The 17528-nt window shown below is 68.8% G+C and carries 16 protein-coding genes and 1 pseudogene; 11 read left to right on the top strand and 6 right to left on the bottom strand.

The features are described from left to right. Nucleotides 1–5 precede the first annotated feature (5 nt). The gene (locus tag AC1RHV_RS30830) at nucleotides 6–695 is read right to left on the bottom strand and encodes a FadR/GntR family transcriptional regulator (protein WP_054459156.1); all 690 of its coding nucleotides are present in this window, start codon (nucleotides 693–695) and stop codon (nucleotides 6–8) included. 173 nt (nucleotides 696–868) lie between these two features. On the opposite strand from AC1RHV_RS30830, the gene AC1RHV_RS30835 reads away from it, so the two are divergent. The 7 genes from AC1RHV_RS30835 to AC1RHV_RS30865 all read left to right on the top strand — a co-directional run bounded on the left by AC1RHV_RS30835 (nucleotide 869) and on the right by AC1RHV_RS30865 (nucleotide 7755). After that, entirely contained in the window at nucleotides 869–2440 is a 1572-nt protein-coding gene (locus tag AC1RHV_RS30835; RefSeq protein WP_492302685.1) for an amidase, read from the top strand. 162 nt (nucleotides 2441–2602) lie between these two features. Next, nucleotides 2603–3811 (top strand): ABC transporter substrate-binding protein, encoded by a 1209-nt coding sequence (locus AC1RHV_RS30840; protein ID WP_054459154.1) that lies wholly within the window; start codon nucleotides 2603–2605, stop codon nucleotides 3809–3811. A gap of 109 nt (nucleotides 3812–3920) precedes the next feature. Continuing rightward, the gene (locus tag AC1RHV_RS30845) at nucleotides 3921–4811 is read left to right on the top strand and encodes a branched-chain amino acid ABC transporter permease (protein ID WP_054459153.1); all 891 of its coding nucleotides are present in this window, start codon (nucleotides 3921–3923) and stop codon (nucleotides 4809–4811) included. A gap of 2 nt (nucleotides 4812–4813) precedes the next feature. After that, on the top strand, nucleotides 4814–5794 hold the full coding sequence (locus AC1RHV_RS30850) for a branched-chain amino acid ABC transporter permease (RefSeq protein ID WP_054459151.1): 981 nt from the start codon (nucleotides 4814–4816) through the stop codon (nucleotides 5792–5794). Next, entirely contained in the window at nucleotides 5794–6531 is a 738-nt protein-coding gene (locus tag AC1RHV_RS30855; protein ID WP_054459145.1) for an ABC transporter ATP-binding protein, read from the top strand. The genes AC1RHV_RS30850 and AC1RHV_RS30855 overlap by 1 nt, the downstream gene beginning before the upstream one ends. Next, a complete protein-coding gene (locus AC1RHV_RS30860) occupies nucleotides 6524–7258 on the top strand; it encodes an ABC transporter ATP-binding protein (protein WP_013393054.1) in 735 nt (244 codons plus the stop codon). The genes AC1RHV_RS30855 and AC1RHV_RS30860 overlap by 8 nt, the downstream gene beginning before the upstream one ends. Beyond that, nucleotides 7258–7755: an ureidoglycolate lyase gene (locus AC1RHV_RS30865; RefSeq protein ID WP_175214413.1), complete on the top strand. Its 498-nt coding sequence runs from the start codon at nucleotides 7258–7260 to the stop codon at nucleotides 7753–7755. The genes AC1RHV_RS30860 and AC1RHV_RS30865 overlap by 1 nt, the downstream gene beginning before the upstream one ends. Before the next feature lies 1 nt (nucleotide 7756). Here the strand turns inward: AC1RHV_RS30865 and AC1RHV_RS30870 are convergent, their stop codons facing one another. The 3 genes from AC1RHV_RS30870 to AC1RHV_RS30880 form a co-directional block, all read right to left on the bottom strand. Continuing rightward, nucleotides 7757–8386, bottom strand: a complete 630-nt coding sequence (locus tag AC1RHV_RS30870; RefSeq protein ID WP_054459139.1) for a class I SAM-dependent methyltransferase — start codon at nucleotides 8384–8386, stop codon at nucleotides 7757–7759. A gap of 161 nt (nucleotides 8387–8547) precedes the next feature. Continuing rightward, a complete protein-coding gene (locus AC1RHV_RS30875) occupies nucleotides 8548–10404 on the bottom strand; it encodes a phosphoenolpyruvate carboxykinase (GTP) (RefSeq protein ID WP_054459137.1) in 1857 nt (618 codons plus the stop codon). A gap of 145 nt (nucleotides 10405–10549) precedes the next feature. Next, nucleotides 10550–12172: an acyl-CoA synthetase gene (locus tag AC1RHV_RS30880; protein WP_119451836.1), complete on the bottom strand. Its 1623-nt coding sequence runs from the start codon at nucleotides 12170–12172 to the stop codon at nucleotides 10550–10552. Between the two features lie 123 nt (nucleotides 12173–12295). On the opposite strand from AC1RHV_RS30880, the gene AC1RHV_RS30885 reads away from it, so the two are divergent. Then, on the top strand, nucleotides 12296–13021 hold the full coding sequence (locus AC1RHV_RS30885) for a TetR/AcrR family transcriptional regulator (protein WP_119449102.1): 726 nt from the start codon (nucleotides 12296–12298) through the stop codon (nucleotides 13019–13021). On the opposite strand, the gene AC1RHV_RS30890 is transcribed toward AC1RHV_RS30885, so the two are convergent. Continuing rightward, nucleotides 12985–13896: an SDR family oxidoreductase gene (locus AC1RHV_RS30890; RefSeq protein WP_175164454.1), complete on the bottom strand. Its 912-nt coding sequence runs from the start codon at nucleotides 13894–13896 to the stop codon at nucleotides 12985–12987. The genes AC1RHV_RS30885 and AC1RHV_RS30890 overlap by 37 nt on opposite strands. A 137-nt stretch (nucleotides 13897–14033) precedes the next feature. Here AC1RHV_RS30890 and AC1RHV_RS30895 point away from each other — a divergent pair, with 137 nt between their 5' ends. Next, a complete protein-coding gene (locus tag AC1RHV_RS30895) occupies nucleotides 14034–14828 on the top strand; it encodes an enoyl-CoA hydratase/isomerase family protein (protein WP_492302694.1) in 795 nt (264 codons plus the stop codon). Here the strand turns inward: AC1RHV_RS30895 and AC1RHV_RS30900 are convergent. Further along, nucleotides 14825–15703 (bottom strand): LysR family transcriptional regulator, encoded by an 879-nt coding sequence (locus tag AC1RHV_RS30900; RefSeq protein ID WP_119449099.1) that lies wholly within the window; start codon nucleotides 15701–15703, stop codon nucleotides 14825–14827. The genes AC1RHV_RS30895 and AC1RHV_RS30900 overlap by 4 nt on opposite strands. 161 nt (nucleotides 15704–15864) lie before the next feature. Here AC1RHV_RS30900 and AC1RHV_RS30905 point away from each other — a divergent pair, with 161 nt between their 5' ends. Together AC1RHV_RS30905 and AC1RHV_RS30910 are read left to right on the top strand one after the other, a co-directional pair. Next, nucleotides 15865–17322 (top strand): MFS transporter, encoded by a 1458-nt coding sequence (locus tag AC1RHV_RS30905; RefSeq protein WP_225591341.1) that lies wholly within the window; start codon nucleotides 15865–15867, stop codon nucleotides 17320–17322. A gap of 26 nt (nucleotides 17323–17348) precedes the next feature. Beyond that, nucleotides 17349–17528: pseudogene (locus AC1RHV_RS30910) on the top strand (Zn-dependent hydrolase); the annotation flags it as partial.

Consider the following 17528-nt stretch of genomic DNA (forward strand, 5'->3'; position numbering starts at 1 on the left):
GAGACTCAGGCGCCCGGGATCGTCAGCGACAGGCCCGCGCGGTCGGCCACGTTGCAGATGTGGGCGCGCATGGCGCGCCGCGCGGCGTCGGCCGAACCGGTAGCCAGCGCGTCGATGATGGCCGCGTGTTCGTAGATGGGCTCGCGCACGCGCGCCGGATCGGCGAACGCGACCTGCCGGCTGCCGTCCACCACTTCCGCGATGTTCTCGGCCAGGTCCAGCAACATCGGGCTGCCGGCGATCTCGTACAGGCAGGCGTGGAAGGCGCGGTCGCCTTCCGACATGGCCACCAGGTCGCCGGCGTCGGCGGCCTGTTCCATGTGCGTGATGGTGGCGCGCAGGCGGGCCAGCCCCGCCTGGGTGACGACGCCCGCGGCCAGGCCGGCTGCCAGCTCCTCCAGCTGGTTGCGCACCAGATAGACATCACGCAAGGCATAGCGGCCCTGGAAACGCCAGCGGCCGTAGGCGCTGCCCAGGCCTTTTTCGCCGGGCCGGGCGATGAACACGCCGCGGCCGGCTTCGCTGCGCAGCAGTCCCAGCCCTTCCAGCATGGTGATGGCCTCGCGCAGCGAGGCGCGGCTTACGCCCAGTTCCTCGGCCAGCTGGCGCTGCCCCGGCAGCTTGCCGGCCTCGGCCCAATCGCGCTGGCGGATGCGGGCCTGCAACTGCTGGGCTATGTGTTCGACGGTGTTCATCGCGGAATTCTCAAGGCAGGGGTGCGCGGCCGCCCCCGGTTTGGCGTTGACAGCCATATACTGCCTGGGCATTATGACATTCAACTGGTCTGACCGGTTAGGATAAAGCCGTACTGCAATGCGCCCCGGCATGGCCGCGGGCCCCACGCACTTTCTCGTACATAGCGCCGCTCATGACCGACCTCTACGATCGATTCGCCCGCGCCGTCGACGCCATGGCCCGACTGGCTGACTACCCCTATGCCGAACGCCGCCAGGCCTGGCTGGACCGGCTGCGCATCAACCTGCCCGAACTCACCGTGCTGGACTCGCTGGCGCCGGAAGCCGAGCTGGGCTACCTGGCGCCACCGCCCGCTGCGCCCGCCGAACGGCTGCCCGCCGCGCAGGCAGGCCGCGGCGTCGCGGTGTCGCGCCATGCGCGCGGCATCGCCGCCATTGCCCGTGAATGCCGCGAGGACCCGGCGCGCGCCGCCGACGCCGCCCGCGCCGCGCTGGCCGCGGCCCGGCAGCAGGCCGGCCTGAATGCCTTCATCAGCCTGTCCGACACCCCGGCGCTGGACGGCGCTGCGGCGGCCGCCGCGCGCCGGCTGCGTGAAGGCGCGGCCATGCCGCTGATGGGCGTGCCGATCGCCGTCAAGGACTTGATGCAGGTCGCGGGCTTTCCCCAGACCAACGGCAGCGGCGGCCTGAAACCGCCGCCCGCGCTGCACGATGCGCTGGCCGTGGCGCGGCTGCGCGAAGCCGGCGCGCTGGTGGTGGGCACGACCAACCTGCACGAGCTGGCCTACGGCATCACCAGCGAAAATCCCCATTACGGCTGGGTCGGCAATCCCCGCGGGGCGGGCTACACCGCGGGCGGCTCCAGCGGCGGATCGGCCGCGGCGGTGGCCGCCGGCATCGTCCGCCTGGCCGTCGGCACCGACACCGCGGGCTCCATCCGCATCCCCGCCGCCTGCTGCGGCGTGGTCGGCTTCAAGCCCACCTTCGACGCCATCTCGCGCGACGGTGCGCAGGCGCTGGGCGCAAGCCTGGACCACCTTGGGCCCATCGCCGCCAGCGTGGCCGACGCCGCCCTGGCCTATTCCATCATGTCGGGCCAGGCCGAACGCACCGTCAGCGCCGGCGCGCTGACCGGCCTGCGCGTGGGCGTGCCGCGCAATTACTTCTACGACCCGCTGGCCGAGGACGTGGCGCAGGCGGTCAACCATGCCCTGGCGCGGATGCAGGCCGACGGCGCCACGCTGGTGCCGCTGGACCTGCCGGGCGTCGAGCACAGCGCGGCGCTGCAATTCGCCACCCTGTGCAGCGAAGCCACCGACATCCACTGGCGCCGGCTGATCGACCAGCCCGAGACGCTGGGCGACGACGTGCGCGTGCGCCTGGAGATCGGCCAGTTCTTCCCCGCCACCTGGTACACGCGGGCGCAGCGCGGCCGCGCCGCGCTGGCGCATATGTTCGATCAGGCGATGCAGTCGGTGGACGTGCTGGTCACCCCCACGCTGCGCATCGAGCCGCCGCGCTCCGGTGCGGGCGCGGTCGACATCGCAGGCCGCGAAGTGCCGCTGCACACGGCCGTCACCGGCCTCACCATGCCCTTCAACCTGACCGGCATGCCGGCGCTGACGCTGCCCTGCGGCAGCGGCCGCAACGGCCTGCCGCTGGGGCTGCAGATCGCGGGCGCGCGCGGCGCCGACTGGCGCGTGCTGAACACCGCCGCCCGCATCGAAAACCTGCTGGCGGCCTGACGCCCCCCTGCCGGGCCGGCGCCAAGGCCGGCCCGATGCTGGTAAGCCCTAACTGGTCAGACCGGTACTACAGGATTACAAACGAGCAGAGTTCCCGCCCGCCGACGCCTCGCCTGCGCGAGCGGCGGCATCGCCGCACCTCCTTTCCAGAAGGAAACCACGATGAAACTGCTCCGCTTAGCCGCAGCCGTATCCGCGGTCGTACTCGCCTCCGCCGCCCATGGCGCCGATCCCGTCGTCATCGGCGTGAGCATCGCGCAGTCCCCGCCCGGGTCGGTGGTGCAAGGCACCCAGGTGAAGGACGGCGTGGAAATCATCGCCAAGATGATCAACGACAAGGGCGGCGTGCTGGGCCGGCCGCTGAAGATCATCTACGAAGACAACCAGGGCATTCCGGAAAAGGGCCGCGCGGCGGCCGAGAAACTGATCTCGCGCGACAAGGTGGTAGCCGTCACTGGCGGTCACCAGAGCTCGGTCTGCCTGGCCGAAATCGAGGTCGCGCACCGCTACAAGGTGCCCTACGTCAACACCAACTGCTGGTCCGACGACGTGCGCGCCAAGGGCTATCCGGAAGTCTTCAATCCGGCCAACTACAACACCCGCGTCTCAAGCGCCATGGCCGACACCATCGCGGCGCTGAAGGTCAAAAGCGTGGTCGCCTTCGCCGAGAACACCGACTACGGCATCGGCCAGGCCAAGCTGCTGGGCGAATTCCTCAAGAAGGCCGCGCCGCAGACCCAGTACAAGTACGTGGCGCTGGACCGCGCCGGCAAGGACTTCACGCCGGCCGTGCTGCCGTTGCGCGCAAGCCCGCCGGACCTGGTGGTCAACATCATGCTGCCGCCGGCCGCCTACATCCTGATGAACCAGTTGTACGAACAAGGCGTGGCGCCCAGCGCCAAGACCTGGTTCTACGACGGCGCCGGCATCGCCGACTATCCGGACTTCTGGAAGAACGTGAAGGAAGCCGGCAAGTACATGCTGGCCTTCGGCCTGTACCACCCGCAGATGCCCATGCCGCAGATAGGCATGGACGTGGCCGCCACCTACCAGAAGCAGGCCAAGACCGAACCCAACCGCCTCATCTTCCAGGCCGCGGACTCGGTGCTCCTGATCGCCCGCGCGATCGAAGAGGCCAAGTCCACCGACAGCGCCGCCATCATCAAGGCGCTGCAGGGCATGCAGTTCGAAGGCGTGCGCGGCAAGTTCAGCTTCTCGCAGCAGCCGGGCTACACCTACCAGCAGTGGGTCGACATCCCCTACGTCACCTACCAGTTGACCGAAGTCGACCAGCCGCTGAGCAAGACCACGCTGATCCAGGCCACGGGCCAGCCGCTGCAGGTGGAAAAGCTGGTCAAGCCAGCCAAATAAAGAGAATGCGCCCCCAAAGCGGGGGCGCCGCCCTCGGCAAAAGTACCGGATCGCCTCCACAGCATGACTGCAACACGCCGGGCCCCGCCCCGGCGCCAGGGAGAATCGAGTGCTGGCATTGGACCTGTTCGTCAACGGCCTGATCATCGGCCTGTACTACGCGCTGATGGCGGTCGGCCTGACCATGATCTTCGGCATCCTGAAGGTCGTGAACTTCGCCCATGGCGAGTTCTACATGATAGGCGCCTACACCTACACCCTGGTCTCGCTGGCCCTGGGCGTGCCGCCGTGGCTGGCCCTGCCCGTGGCCGCCGCCGCCGGCGCGCTGCTGGGCTGGGCCACGGAACGCTGGCTGATGCGTCCGCTGTACGCGGGCTACGGCTCCTGGGGGCTGATGAAGGACGAGTACGCGGTGGTGGTCACCTTCGGGCTGTCGCTGCTGCTGATCAACCTGGTGGACAAGGTCGTGGGCCCCTACCCCATGCGCGGCCCGGCGCTGTCGGACGTGACGCGCATGGCGGTCGGTCCTTTCATGATGAGCGGGCAGAAGCTGATCACTGCCGGCCTGTCCATCGTGCTGCTGATCGGGCTGGCGCTCTTCATCAAGCGTTCGCTGTGGGGCCGGCAGGTGCAGGCGGTAGCGCAGAACCGGCTGGGCGCCTCTATTGCCGGCATCGACACCGCGCGCGCCAGCAGCATCATCTTCATGGCCTCCGGCGTGCTGGCGGCGCTGGCCGGGGCGCTGCTGGCGCCGGTCATCAATCCGGCGCCGGACGTGGGCGCGTTTCCGGCCATCAAGTCCTATGTGATCGTGGTGATAGGCGGCATGGGCTCGATTCCCGGCAGCATCGTCGCGGCGCTGGCGCTGGGCGTGCTGGAGAGCTTCGGCGCGGTCTACCTGTCCTATGACTACCGCGACACCTTCGGCCTGGCCTTGCTGATCCTGATCCTGCTGTTCCGGCCCAAGGGCCTGTTCGGCGAACGCGCGCGGGAGGTCTGAACATGGATCCGCTGGCCCATCCCAATCTGCTGCGCAACAAGCTGACCCAGGAAATGCGCCTGTCGCTGGCGTTCCTGGCCGTGCTGGCGCTGCTGCCGCTGGGCGTGTCCTCGCCGTACTGGCTGGGCGTGCTGATCGTCAGCATGTACTTCGCCATGCTGGCTTGCGGCTGGAACCTGCTGGCGGGCTACGCCGGCCAGTTCTCGCTGGCGCCGGCCGCCTTCGCCATGCTGGGCGGCTACACCACCGGTCTCCTGGCCTATCACTGGAAGGTGCCGCTGTGGCTGGGCCTGCCGCTGTCCGCGGTAGTGCCGGGGCTGATCGGCCTGGTGCTGGGCCGCATCGTGCTGCGGCTGTCGGGCCCCTACCTGGCGCTGACTACGCTGTCCTTCGCCGAGATCGTACGACTGGTGATCTACAACTCCATTGACTTCACGCGGGGCGACCAGGGGCTGCACGTGCCGGCGCTGCTGGAAAGCCGCGTGGGCAACTATTACCTGTTCCTGGCCGCGCTGGCGGCGGTGACGCTGCTGATCTTCCTGCTGCTGCGGGCGCGCCCGGGACGTTTCCTGCAAGCCATCCGCGACGACGAGATCGGCGCGGCCAGCCGCGGCATCGACGTGGTGCGCTACAAGACGCTGGCCTTTCTGGTCAGCTGCGCCATCTGCGGCTTTGCCGGCGGCCTGTACGGCACCTTCGCGCAGCTGGTCAGCCCGGAACTCGGCATCGTGACGCAGACCGGCATGGTGATCGCCATGGTGGTGATCGGCGGAATGGGCACGCTGGTCGGGCCGCTCCTGGGCGCGGTGCTGGTCTACGTCGCGTCGGAATTGCTGCGCGACGCGGGCAACATCCAGATGATCGTGTTCGCGCTGCTGGTCATCATCTTCGCGCGCTTCTTCCGTGAAGGGCTGTGGGGCCTGGCGCGCCGCGCTATCCTGCGCCGCTCCGGCGACGCCCGCGCCAGCGCCAGGGGGGCCTGATGCCACTGCTGCAGATATCCGGAATACAAAAGCGTTTCGGCGGCCTGCTGGCCGTGAACGGCGCGGGCATGGACGTCGCCGACGGCGAACTGCTGGGGCTGATCGGCCCCAACGGCTCCGGCAAGACCACCCTGCTCAACGTGCTGTCCGGCCACCTGGCGGCGGACGCGGGCCAGGTGCTGCTGGACGGCCGCAGCGTGATGGGGCTGAACCCCACGCGACTGACGCGGCTGGGCGTGCTGCGCATGTTCCAGATGACCCGCGTCTTCAACCGGGTAAGCGCCTACGACAACCTGATCGTATGCGGGCTGGCCATGGGCCTGGACGAGGCGGCCGCCAGCCGCCGCGCGCTGGAACTGCTGGATGAGCTCAAGCTGACCCACGTCATGCATCTGGACGCGGGGCAGTTGTCGGGCGGGCAGAAAAAGCTGCTGGAGTTCGGCGCCTGCTTCATGGCGCCGCCGCGCATCGCGCTGCTGGACGAACCCTTCGCCGCGGTGCACCCGGTCATGAAGGAAACCATGTCGGAATTCATCCGCCGCCGCAACCAGAGCGGCCAGACCTTCATCCTGGTCAGCCACGACATGCCGGTGGTGGTGGACCTGTGCGCGCGCTCGGTGTGCATGAACGCCGGCCGCGTGCTGGCCGACGGCCCCACGCAGCAGGTGCTGCGCGAACCCGCGGTGATCGAAGCCTATCTGGGCGAACCGGGACAAGAGGAGCAGGACCATGCCTGACACGCTGCTCGCCATGGAAGGCGTGACCGCGGGCTACATGGGCGACATCGACGTGCTGCGCAACGTCTCGCTCACGGTGCAGGCCGGCCGCATCAGCGGCCTGATCGGCCTGAACGGCGCGGGCAAGTCCACGCTGATGAAAGCCATCTGCGGCTTCCTGCGACCCAAGTCCGGCCGCGTCACGCGCGCCGGACGCGATATCTCGGGCCAGCCGCCACACCGCATGATCGACGACGGCCTCTGGTACATCCCGCAGGAATCCAGCCTGTTCCCCTACCTGACGGTGGAGGAGAACCTGCGCCTGCCGCTGGAGGGCCGGCGCAAGCGCTACGGCGACGTGCTGGAGCCGCGCTTTACTGAAACGCTGGAGCGCTTTCCGGTGCTGAAGGAAAAGCTCAAGGACCAGGCCGGCAACCTGTCCGGCGGCCAGCAGAAGTCGCTGGAATTCGCCAAGGCCTATATGGTGCAGCCGCAGGTCTGCCTGATCGACGAACCCAGCATCGGGCTGGCGCCGCGCGTGGCGGCCGAAGTCTTCCAATGGATCCGCGCCTTCGCCGACGCCGGCATGGGCATCCTGCTGGTGGACCACAACGTGCGGCGCGTGGTGGCCATGTCCAATCACATCTACGTGCTGAGTCTGGGCGAAATCACCGCCTCCGGCTCGCCCGAGGATTTTGCCGGCGACCTGCATGAACAGGTGCGCGAATGGCTGGGGATCAATTTCTGATGGCTGCCCACACCCTGATAGCGCAGCCTCTGGCCGCTGCGGCGTTCGCACCCTATGGCGAGGTCGTCAGCAGCGCCGGCCGCGCCGGCCGCTCGATCAATGCGGGTACCTCGCTGCGCGTGGAAATGGGCGAGCCCGATCTGCTGGACGCGGGCGGCCGGCCATCGCTGTCGGTATTCCGCGCGCAGGCGATCGCCCTGCCCTTTGCCGCCCGCATCCTGGAACGCCACAGGCTGGGCAGCCAGACCTTCCTGCCGCTGGCGGGCACGCCTTATGTGGTGTTGGTTGCGCTGGGCGCAGAGGCGCCGGACCTGGCCACGCTGCGCGCCTTCATGGCGGGCGCGGGCGTGGGCATCACGCTGCGCCGGGATGTCTGGCACCACCCGTTGATGGCGCTGGCGGACGGCGAATTCGCCGTGCTGGAACGCGCGGGCCCCACGGTGGATTGCGAAGTGATCGATCTGCCGGACGCGCCCTGGACCATCCAGGCCGCCTGAACTACGCCGTGCGCCGCCAGACGCTGGCCAGCCAGGGCTGCTGCTCGCGCGGCAGGCCCTGCGGCCGGTAGTAGTGTTCAAGTTCCTCGAAGCCGGCCGCCGTCAGCAGCGCGCTCCAGCCTTCCAGGTCATGGTAGGCGCCATAGCGCCCGCGATTCCAGCCTTCCTGGTTGCCGCCGCGCGGGTTGGAGCTGAACAGCACGCCGCGCGGCTTGAGCGCGCCATGCAAGGCGCGCAGCACTTGCGGCAGCTCCTGGCCAGGCACGTGGAACAAGGCGGCGTTGGCAAAGATGCCGTCGAAGCGCGCCGGCGGCAGGGCAAGGCGCAGAAAGTCCTGCTGCCAGACCTCGCAGCCAGTAGCCTGCCGCGCCATCTCGACGAAGCGCGGCGTGCCGTCCAGGCCGACCGCGCGATGGCCCAGGGCCGCGAACGTTTTCAGGTCGCGGCCCGGCCCGCAGCCGAAATCCAGGATGTCGTAGGGAGGTTCGCCTTCGATGTGGCGCAGGAGCGCCGCGATGTTCTGGCTGACGTCGTGGTCGCGCGTGCCGGCCTCGAACGAGTCCGCGTTCTCTTGGTAGTGCGCGACGGTCAGCGAACTGATCTTGGCGAGGTCTTCAGCGTCGAGTTTCATGGGGTGATTGTGCCGCAAAAAACAGCACGCGGCCGTGCCGGAAGCCGGCTCCGTCCGGCCGTCTGGCAACCGGGCGGATCCGTCTCAACCTGCGCAAGCTTCCCATGGGGTGTCAGACGCCTGACGAGCGCCAGCGCCAGACACCCTCACGACGCCCGGCCTCAGGCCGCCAGGCGGCCTTCGATGCTGGCCTTGGTGGCCGGCAGGTCTTCGGGCAGGCCCTGCTTGAGCTGGGCGAAGAGCTCCTGGTGCAACGCCAGTTCGTCGCGCCAGGCGGCGGCGTCCACCGACATGACCTGCTCGAACTTGTCCGGGCTGAACTCCAGGCCCGTCCAGTCGATGTCCTGGTAGCTCGGCGAAATGCCGAACACCTGGTCCACGCCCTTGGACTGGCCGTCGATGCGGCCCAGCATCCAGCGCAGCACGCGCATGTTGTCGCCGAACCCCGGCCAGACGAACTTGCCGTCCGGACCCTTGCGGAACCAGTTGACGCAGTAGATGCGCGGCAAGGTGGCGCCGGCGGCTTCCAGCTGCTTGCCCAGCTTCAGCCAGTGGCTGAAGTAGTCGCTCATGTTGTAGCCGCAGAACGGCAGCATGGCGAAGGGATCGCGGCGCACCACGCCCTGCTGGCCGGCAGCGGCTGCGGTGGTTTCCGAGCCCATGGTGGCGGCCATGTAGACGCCTTCGACCCAGTTGCGGGCTTCGGTGACCAGCGGCACGGTGGTGGAGCGGCGGCCACCGAAGATGAAGGCGTCGATAACCACGCCTTCGGGGTTCTCCCATTCGGGGTCGATGGACGGGCATTGCGCAGCCGGCGCGGTGAAGCGCGCGTTCGGGTGCGCCGCCTTGCGGCCGGTTTCGCGCGCAATGGCGGGCGTCCAGTCCTGGCCCTGCCAGTCGATCAGGTGCGCCGGCGGCTCGTCCGTCATGCCTTCCCACCAGACGTCGCCGTCATCGGTGAGCGCCACGTTGGTGAAGATGACGTTGGCCTTGAGCGTGGCCATGGCGTTGAAGTTGGTCTGCTCGCTGGTGCCCGGGGCCACGCCGAAGTAGCCGGCTTCCGGGTTGATGGCGTGCAGGCGACCGTCCTTGCCGGGTTTGATCCAGGCGATGTCGTCGCCGATGGTGGTGACCTTCCAGCCGTCCATGCCCTGGGGCGGGATCAGCATGGCGAAGTTGGTCTTGCCGCAGGCCGACGGGAAGGCGGCCGCCACGTGGTACTTGCGGCCCTTGGGCGAGGTCACGCCAAGGATCAGCATGTGTTCGGCCAGCCAGCCCTGGTCGCGGCCCATGGTGGACGCGATGCGCAGCGCGAAGCACTTCTTGCCCAGCAGCGCGTTGCCGCCGTAGCCCGAGCCGAAGCTCCAGATTTCGCGGGTCTTGGGGAAGTGGACGATGTACTTGGTCGGGTTGCACGGCCAGGCCACGTCGGCCTCGCCTGCGGCCAGCGGCTTGCCCACCGAATGCACACAGGGCACGAAGTCGCCGTCGGCGCCCAGCACGTCATAGACCTGCTTTCCCATGCGCGTCATGATGCGCATGTTCACGGCTACGTAGGGGCTGTCGGACAGTTCCACGCCGATGTGCGCGATGTCCGAACCCAGCGGGCCCATCGAGAACGGCACGACATACAGCGTGCGGCCGCGCATGGCGCCGTCGAACAGGCCGTTGAGCGTCTCGCGCATGGCGGCGGGTTCGGCCCAGTTGTTGGTCGGGCCGGCATCCTCGGCGCGATCGGAGCAAATGAAGGTGCGGTCCTCCACGCGGGCGACGTCGGAAGGATCCGAGCACGCCAGGAAGGAATTAGGCCGCTTGGCGGGGTTCAGCCTGCGCATGGTGCCCGCCTGGACCATCTGTTCGCACAGCCGGTCATATTCTTCCTGGGAACCGTCGCACCACACGACCTGGTCCGGCTTGGCCAGCGCCACAAAGCTGGCGACCCAGTCGATCAGGCCGCGGTGCTTCACATAGGCAGGCACGTTCAAGGCTGCCAATCCCCCATCCAAAGGCTTATTCATCGGGGTTTATCTCCATACTAGTAAGGCTAATGGTGATACGGCCCCAATTGGCATGGGGCCGTATCAATTTGCGCCATCATACTTGCAGCGGCTGGCTGCCCGTCAACCCATCCTCTTGGACGACATTGTCACCGGTTGAGACCGGTCAGGCGTAGCTGCCGTCGCGCAGCTCGCGGCGGATGATCTTGCCGGTGGCGGTGGTCGGCAAACTGGTTACAAAACGGATCGCGCGCGGATACTCGTGGGCCGCCAGGCGCTTGCGCACGTGGGCCTGCAGTTCCTTCACCAACGCGTCATCCCCTGCATAACCTTCGTTCAGCACCACATAGGCCATCACGATCTCGGTGCGCTGGGCGTCCGGCACGCCCACCACCGCGGCCATGCGCACGGCGGGGTGGCCGATCAGGCAGTCCTCGATGGGGCCGGGGCCGATGCGGTAGCCGGCGCTGGTGATGACGTCGTCGTTACGGCCGACGAAGCGGATGAAGCCCTGCGCGTCGCGCACGCCCTGGTCGCCGGTCAGCAGGTAGTCGCCCGCGAACTTTTCGGCGGTGGCCTCGGGGTTGTTCCAGTAGCCCAGGAACATGACGGGATCCGGGCGCAATACGCCGATGTTGCCCTCCTGTCCATCGGCCACCTCGACGCCCCGCTCATCCACAATAGCGACGCGGTGGCCCGGCGCAGCGCGGCCGATGGCGCCGATGCAGGGGTCGAACAGGGACGAGCAGGACGACACCAGCATGTTGCATTCGGTCTGGCCGTAGAACTCGTTGATGGTCACGCCCAGCACGCGCCGGCCCCAGTCTATGAGTTCCGCCCCCAGCGACTCGCCGCCGCTGGCGACCGAGCGCAGCGCCAGCGCGCCGGCGCCGGCCGGCAGCTCGGCGCCGCGCATCATCTTCAGCGCGGTGGGTGGCAGGAAGGTGTGGGTCACGCCATGGCGCGCCATCAGCTCGAAGGCGCTGGCGCCGTCGAACTTCTCGAAGCGGCGCGCCAGCACCGGCACGCCGTGGTGCCAGGACGGCAGCAGCACGTCCAGCAGGCCGCCGATCCAGGCCCAGTCGGCCGGCGTCCACATCAGCGCGGCATTCTCAGGGAAGAATTCGTGCGACATCTCCACGCCCGGCAGATGGCCCAGCAGCACCCGGTGCGCGTGCAGCGCGCCCTTGGGCTTGCCGGTGGTGCCCGACGTATAGATGATGACGGCCGGGTCGTCGGCCGCCGTCGCCACCGGCGTGTAGTCCTCGGATTCCGCGGCCAGCGCAGCGTGAAAAGGCACGGCGTCGTCCGGGCAGTCCTGGTCGATGCAATAGACCACCTTCAGGTCGGGCAGGCCGGCGCGGATCTCGCGCAGCTTGCGGCAGCCTTCGGCGTCGGTCACCAGCGCGGCCGCGCCGCTGTTGGCCAGGCGGTACTGGATCGCGTCCACGCCGAACAGCGTGAACAAGGGCACAGCCACCGCGCCCATCTTGTAGACCGCGATATGGGTCACCGCCGTTTCGGGCGCCTGCGGCAGGTAGACGGCAACGCGGTCGCCGCGCTTGACGCCGTGGCGCTCCAGGCTGTGCGCCAGGCGGTTGGACAGCGTCTTGATCTGATCAAAGGTGTAGCGCGATTGCGCGCCGTCGCTCTGCTCGTAGATCAGCGCCAGCCGGCCGCTGCCGTCGGCCCATTTGTCGCAGGCGTCGACGCCGATGTTGTAGGCCGCAGGCACCTGCCATTGGAATTGGGACGCGAGCTGCGCGTAGGAATCGGCTCTGGACAGCATGGTTTGTCTCTGATGTTGTTGTCGAACGCGCCGGCGCCCGGCGCCAGCGATGTAACGTCTTGCCTCAAACTTGACCCTGGCTCAATAATAAGCCCCCGTCCCCCCGCAGCCCACTCCCCCCGCATGGAAAAAGCCGCCACCGTCCCGATGCGCCGACCGCCGGCCAGCGCCAAATCCGAACAGCGCATCCGCGACATCCTGCGCGTCGCCCGCCAGGTCTTCTCCGAAGCCGGCTTCCAGGCGGCCACCACCACCGAGATCGCGCAGCGCCTGGGCGTGTCCGAAGCCACGGTGTTCACTTATTTCGGCGGCAAGCGCGAACTGTGCGTGCGGGTGATCAGCGACTGGTACGACGAGATCATCGCCAAGGTCGAGGACAGCCTGCCCCACGTGCACGGCGCGCGGGCCCGGCTGCATTTCCTGGTGCATGCGCACCTGCGCCACCTGCTGGCCGAAGGCACCGGGCTGTGCGCCTTCATCCTGTCCGAAGGGCGCGCGCGCAACGACGATTTCGGCGAGGTCTACGCGGGCCTGCAGCGCCGCTACACCGCGCCGCTGATGGGCATCCTGGCCCAGGGCCAGGCCGACGGCGACATCCGCCGCGACATGCCGCTGCGGCTCTTGCGCTCGGCCGTCTACGGGCCGATGGAGCATGTGCTGTGGGACGCCATCCTGCGCGGCGCACGGGTGAACGTGGCCGCCACCGCCGACCAGTTGGTCGGCTTCCTGTGGCAGGCGCTGCAGCCGCCCGCGCAGGACGCCCTGGCGCTGGCGCAATTCCGCGGCGAAGTGCGGGACGCCCTGCATCGGCTTCAATCGTCGGAAAACAAGGACGGCGGCTCGTACTGAGGAAAGCCGTTGTAGGCTTCGCCCCGCTCGGCGGGCGCCAGGGTCCAGGAATGGCGGGCATTGGGCACGCCGCCATCCACCCGGATGACGCTGCCGTTGATGAAGGCCGCGGCCGGCGACAGCAGGAACACGACCGCCGCCGCCAGCTCGGCCTCGGTGCCGAAGCGCTGCAGCGGCACCTTGGTGCGCAATTCGCGCAGCACGGCGCGGTAGTCCTCGTCGTAGCTGTCCATGCCGCTGGAAGCGATCCAGCCCGGCGCCACCGCGTTGACGCGCACGCCTGCATGGGCCCATTCGCAGGCCGCGGTTTCGGTCAGGTTCCAGACGCCCGCGCGCGCCGCGCCCGAATGCCCCATGCCCGGCATGCCGCCCCAGATGTCGGCCAGCATGTTGACGATGGCCCCGCCGTGCTGGCGCATGTGCTGGGTGTAGACCTCGCGCGACATCAGGAAGGTGCCGTGCAGATTGTTCTGCACCACCGCGTTCCAGCCGTTGTAGCTGATGCGGTCCAGCGGCGCCGGGAACTGGCCGCCCGCGCAATTGAACAGGCCGTCGATGGCGCCGTGCCGCGCCAGCGCATCGGCAACCGCGCCGCGCACGCCGGCCTCGTCGCGGATGTCGCAGGCGTGCAGGCTGATGCGGCCGCTGGCCTCGGGGTAGATCCGGCAGATTTCGTCCTGCGCCGCCTGCAGCTTGTCGAGCTTGCGCCCTACCAGCGCCAGGCTCGCGCCCAGCGACGCCAGCTCGTGCGCGGTGCAGCGGCCCAGCCCGCTGCCGCCCCCGGTCACGACGATGGTCTTGCCCTGATACAGCCCCGGCCGGAATACCGACGCGTAGCGTTGGCCGGCGGCGACGCCGCCTGCTTTCTGGCTCATGTCTCGCTCCATTATTTTTTTTGAGGATAACTCAATATTTGTTCCGATTCGATGGCCGGAACAGAAATTTCAACCTAGAATCGACCGCTAGTCCCGCCGCTTTGTTGAGCCTGAATCAAGAAAACTGGAGACCCGGAATGACCACGCCCGCCCCGCTGGACATCGCCCACGACGGACCCATCGCCCGCCTGACGCTGAACCGCCCCGACATGCGCAACGCGTTCGACGACACGCTGATCGCCGCCCTGACCGGCGCAGTGCAGGCCGCGGTGGACGACCCCGCCGTGCGCGTGCTGCTGCTGACGGGCGCGGGCAAGGCCTTCTGCGCCGGCGGCGACCTGAACTGGATGCGCAAGATGGCCACGCTGACCGACGCCGAAAATCGCGCCGGCGCGGCCAAGCTGGCCCGCATGCTGCACGCGATCTGGTCCTGCCCCAAGCCGGTGGTGGCCTGCGTCAACGGCGACGCCTATGCCGGCGGCATGGGCCTGGTGTCGGCCTGCGACATCGCCATCGCCGCGGAGAGCGCGCACTTCTGCCTTTCGGAAACACGGCTGGGGCTGCTGCCCGCCACCATCAGCCCCTATGTGCTGCGCGCCATGGGCGAGCGCGCGGCCAACCGCTACTTCCTGACCGCCGAGCGCTTCGACGCCGCGACCGCGTTCCGGCTGGGCCTGGTGCACGACGTCGCCCCCCTGGCCGACCTGGCGCAACGCGCCGAGGCGCTGTGCCTTGCCCTGTGCGACAACGGCCCCGGCGCGGTGCAGGCCAGCAAGCGGCTGGTGCGCGATTTCGCCGGCCGGGAGATCGACGCGGCCCTCATCGCCGACACGGTGGAACGCATCGCGGCCGTGCGCAGCACGGACGAAGCGCGCGAAGGCGTCGGCGCGTTCCTGGAAAAGCGCGAACCTTCCTGGCGCCTCAGGCGCTAGGCGCCCAGCCGCTCGGCCAGGAAATCGACGAAGGCGCGCAGCTTGGGCAGCGGGTGCCTGCTGTCGGGCCACAACACGGAAAAGCGGCCGCCGGCGTCGAGGTGCTCGTCCAACACAGTGATGAGCCTGCCTTCGTCCAAAGCCGCCCGCAGCGCGAAGTCCGGCAGGTAGGCCAGACCCAGCCCGGCCTGCGCCGCGCCGATCAGCGCCTCGACACTATTGAAGGTCAACGCCGCGGGCTGCGGCGCGAGTGGCCCGTCGCGGAACTGCCAGTGCTGCGCCTGGCCCGAGCCCGGATAGCGATAGGCCAGCCTGGCGTGGCCGTCCAGGTCGTCCGGCGTGCGCGGCGCGCCATGCGCGGCCAGATAGGCGGGCGCGCCCGCCACCACGAATCGATACGGCCCCAGCGGCCGCGCCCTGAGGCGCGAGTCAGCGAAGTCCCCGCTGCGTATCACTGCGTCCAGCCCCTCGCCGATCACGTCGACGATGCGGTCGTTGAAGTCCAGGTCGAGTTCGATCTCCGGATAAAGGCGGGTGAATTCAGGCAGCAGCGGCAGCAACAAGCGGTAGCCGATGGCCGGCACGCTGACCCGCAAGCGCCCGCGCGGCGCTTCGCGCCCCTGCGTCACCTCGGCTTCGGCCTCATCCAGCTCGTGCACGATGCGCAAGCAGCGCTCCAGATAGAGCGCGCCCGCTTCGGTCAGGCTGATGCGCCGCGTACTGCGGTTGAGCAGGCGCACGCCCAGCCTGTCCTCCAGCCGCGCCACGCTCTTGCCCACCGCCGAGGCCGACAGGCCCAGATGCTCGGCGGCCGCGACGTAGCTGCCGCGCTGCGCGGCGTGGACGAAGGCATGTATTCCGCTCAGGCTGTCCATTTCCGCTCCATTAAGGAATATTTATCCGCTTAGATAGGAAATACGCGGCATTTTTGTTTTATTGACGCGATTTTATCCTTCATCGACGCCTATCCCGGCTATTCCAACCTGATTCGTCGATGCCTTCCTCTACCTCAGTTCCCGTTTCCCCTGGCTGGACCATGCTTGCCGTCTGCACGGCCGCCCTGATCCTGCCCTTGAGCTTTTCCGGCGGCGCCATCGCCACCCCCGCCATCGGCCGCGATCTGGGCGGCCACGCCCTGGCGCTCGGCTGGATCACCAACGCCTTCATGCTGAGCTTCGGCAGCCTGCTGATGGCGGCAGGCACGCTGGCCGACGCCTATGGCCGCAAGCGTTTGTTCGTGGCTGGCGTGGCCTTGTTCGCGCTGGTATCGGTTGCGCTGGCGTTCGCACCCACTGTGGCCTGGCTGGACGGCCTGCGCGCGCTGCAAGGCGCGGGCGCCGCCGCAGCCCTGGCCGGCGGTTCGGCGTCCCTGGCGCACGCCTGCCCTGGTCCGGCGCGCACCCGCGCCTTCGGCCTGCTCGGCGCCAGTTTCGGCGCGGGCCTGGCGCTGGGGCCGATGCTGGCCGGCCTGCTGATCGACAGCCTGGGCTGGCGCTCGGTCTTCTTGTCGAGCGCCGCCGTCGGGGCGCTGGCGCTGGCCGTCGCCCTGCCCCGGATGCAGGAATCGCGGGACCCGCAAGCGGGTCCGCTGGACTGGGCGGGCAGCCTGGCCTTCACCTGCGCGCTGGCGCTCTTGACCTGGGGCATCCTGGAAATGCCTGCCGCGCGCGGCGCGTCCGCGCTTGCCTGGAGGCTGCTGGCCGCTGCGGCGCTGTGCCTGCTGGCCTTCGTCGCGATCGAGCGCCGCGTGCGCCGGCCGATGCTGGACCTGACGCTGCTGCGCTATCCGCGCTTTGTCGGCGTGCAGATGCTGCCCGTAGCCACCTGCTATTGCTATGTGGTGCTGCTGGTGTTGCTGCCGATCCGCTTCATCGGCATCGAGGGGCGCAGCGAAGCCAGCGCAGGATTGGCGATGGCGGCCCTGTCCGCGCCGCTGCTCTTCATGCCGGCGGTCGCCGTCTGGACCATGCGCTGGATGAGCGCGGGCCGCAGTTGCGCGCTGGGCCTGCTGGCCGCAGCCCTGGGCCTGTACTGGCTCAGCCGCATCGGGGTGGAACACGCGCCCCAGGCCGCACTCTGGCCCATGCTGCTGATCGGCGCAGGCACCGGCCTGCCCTGGGGCCTGATGGACGGCCTGTCCATGAGCGTCGCGCCGCCCGAGCGCGCCGGCATGGCCGCCGGCATCTTCAGCACCACCCGCGTAGCCGGTGAAGGCATCGCGCTGGCCAGCGTCAACGCCTTGCTGACCTTCTTGATCGCCCACCGGCTCGGCGCGGATCCAGGCGCCGCCGCGCAATACCTCGCAGCCGGCGACATGGCGCAAGCCCTGGTCCATCAGCCCGGCGCGGCCCCGGCCCTGTTGCGCCAGGCTTATGACGACGCCTTCCGCCAACTGCTGCACGCGCTGATCGCTATCACCCTGGCCTGCGCTGCGGTGGTGGCGCTGTTCCTGGATGCGCCACGCAGCCAGACCTTGCAGGCACGCATGCCATAATTCCTGGCGTATTTTCAGGAAGTCTCATGCCACACGCTTTTCCTCCCCTGAACGCCGAGCGCCTCTGGGCCCGCGTCGAAACCCTTTCCCGTTTCACCCTGCCCGACGTCCCCTGGACGCGCCGCGCGTTCTCGCCGCTGTTCGACGAAGCGCGCGCCTGGCTGCGCAGCGAATTCGAGGCCGCGGGCCTGGCGACGCGCCTGGAC

Source organism: Achromobacter sp. GW823-FHT04E03 (assembly GCF_058796095.1).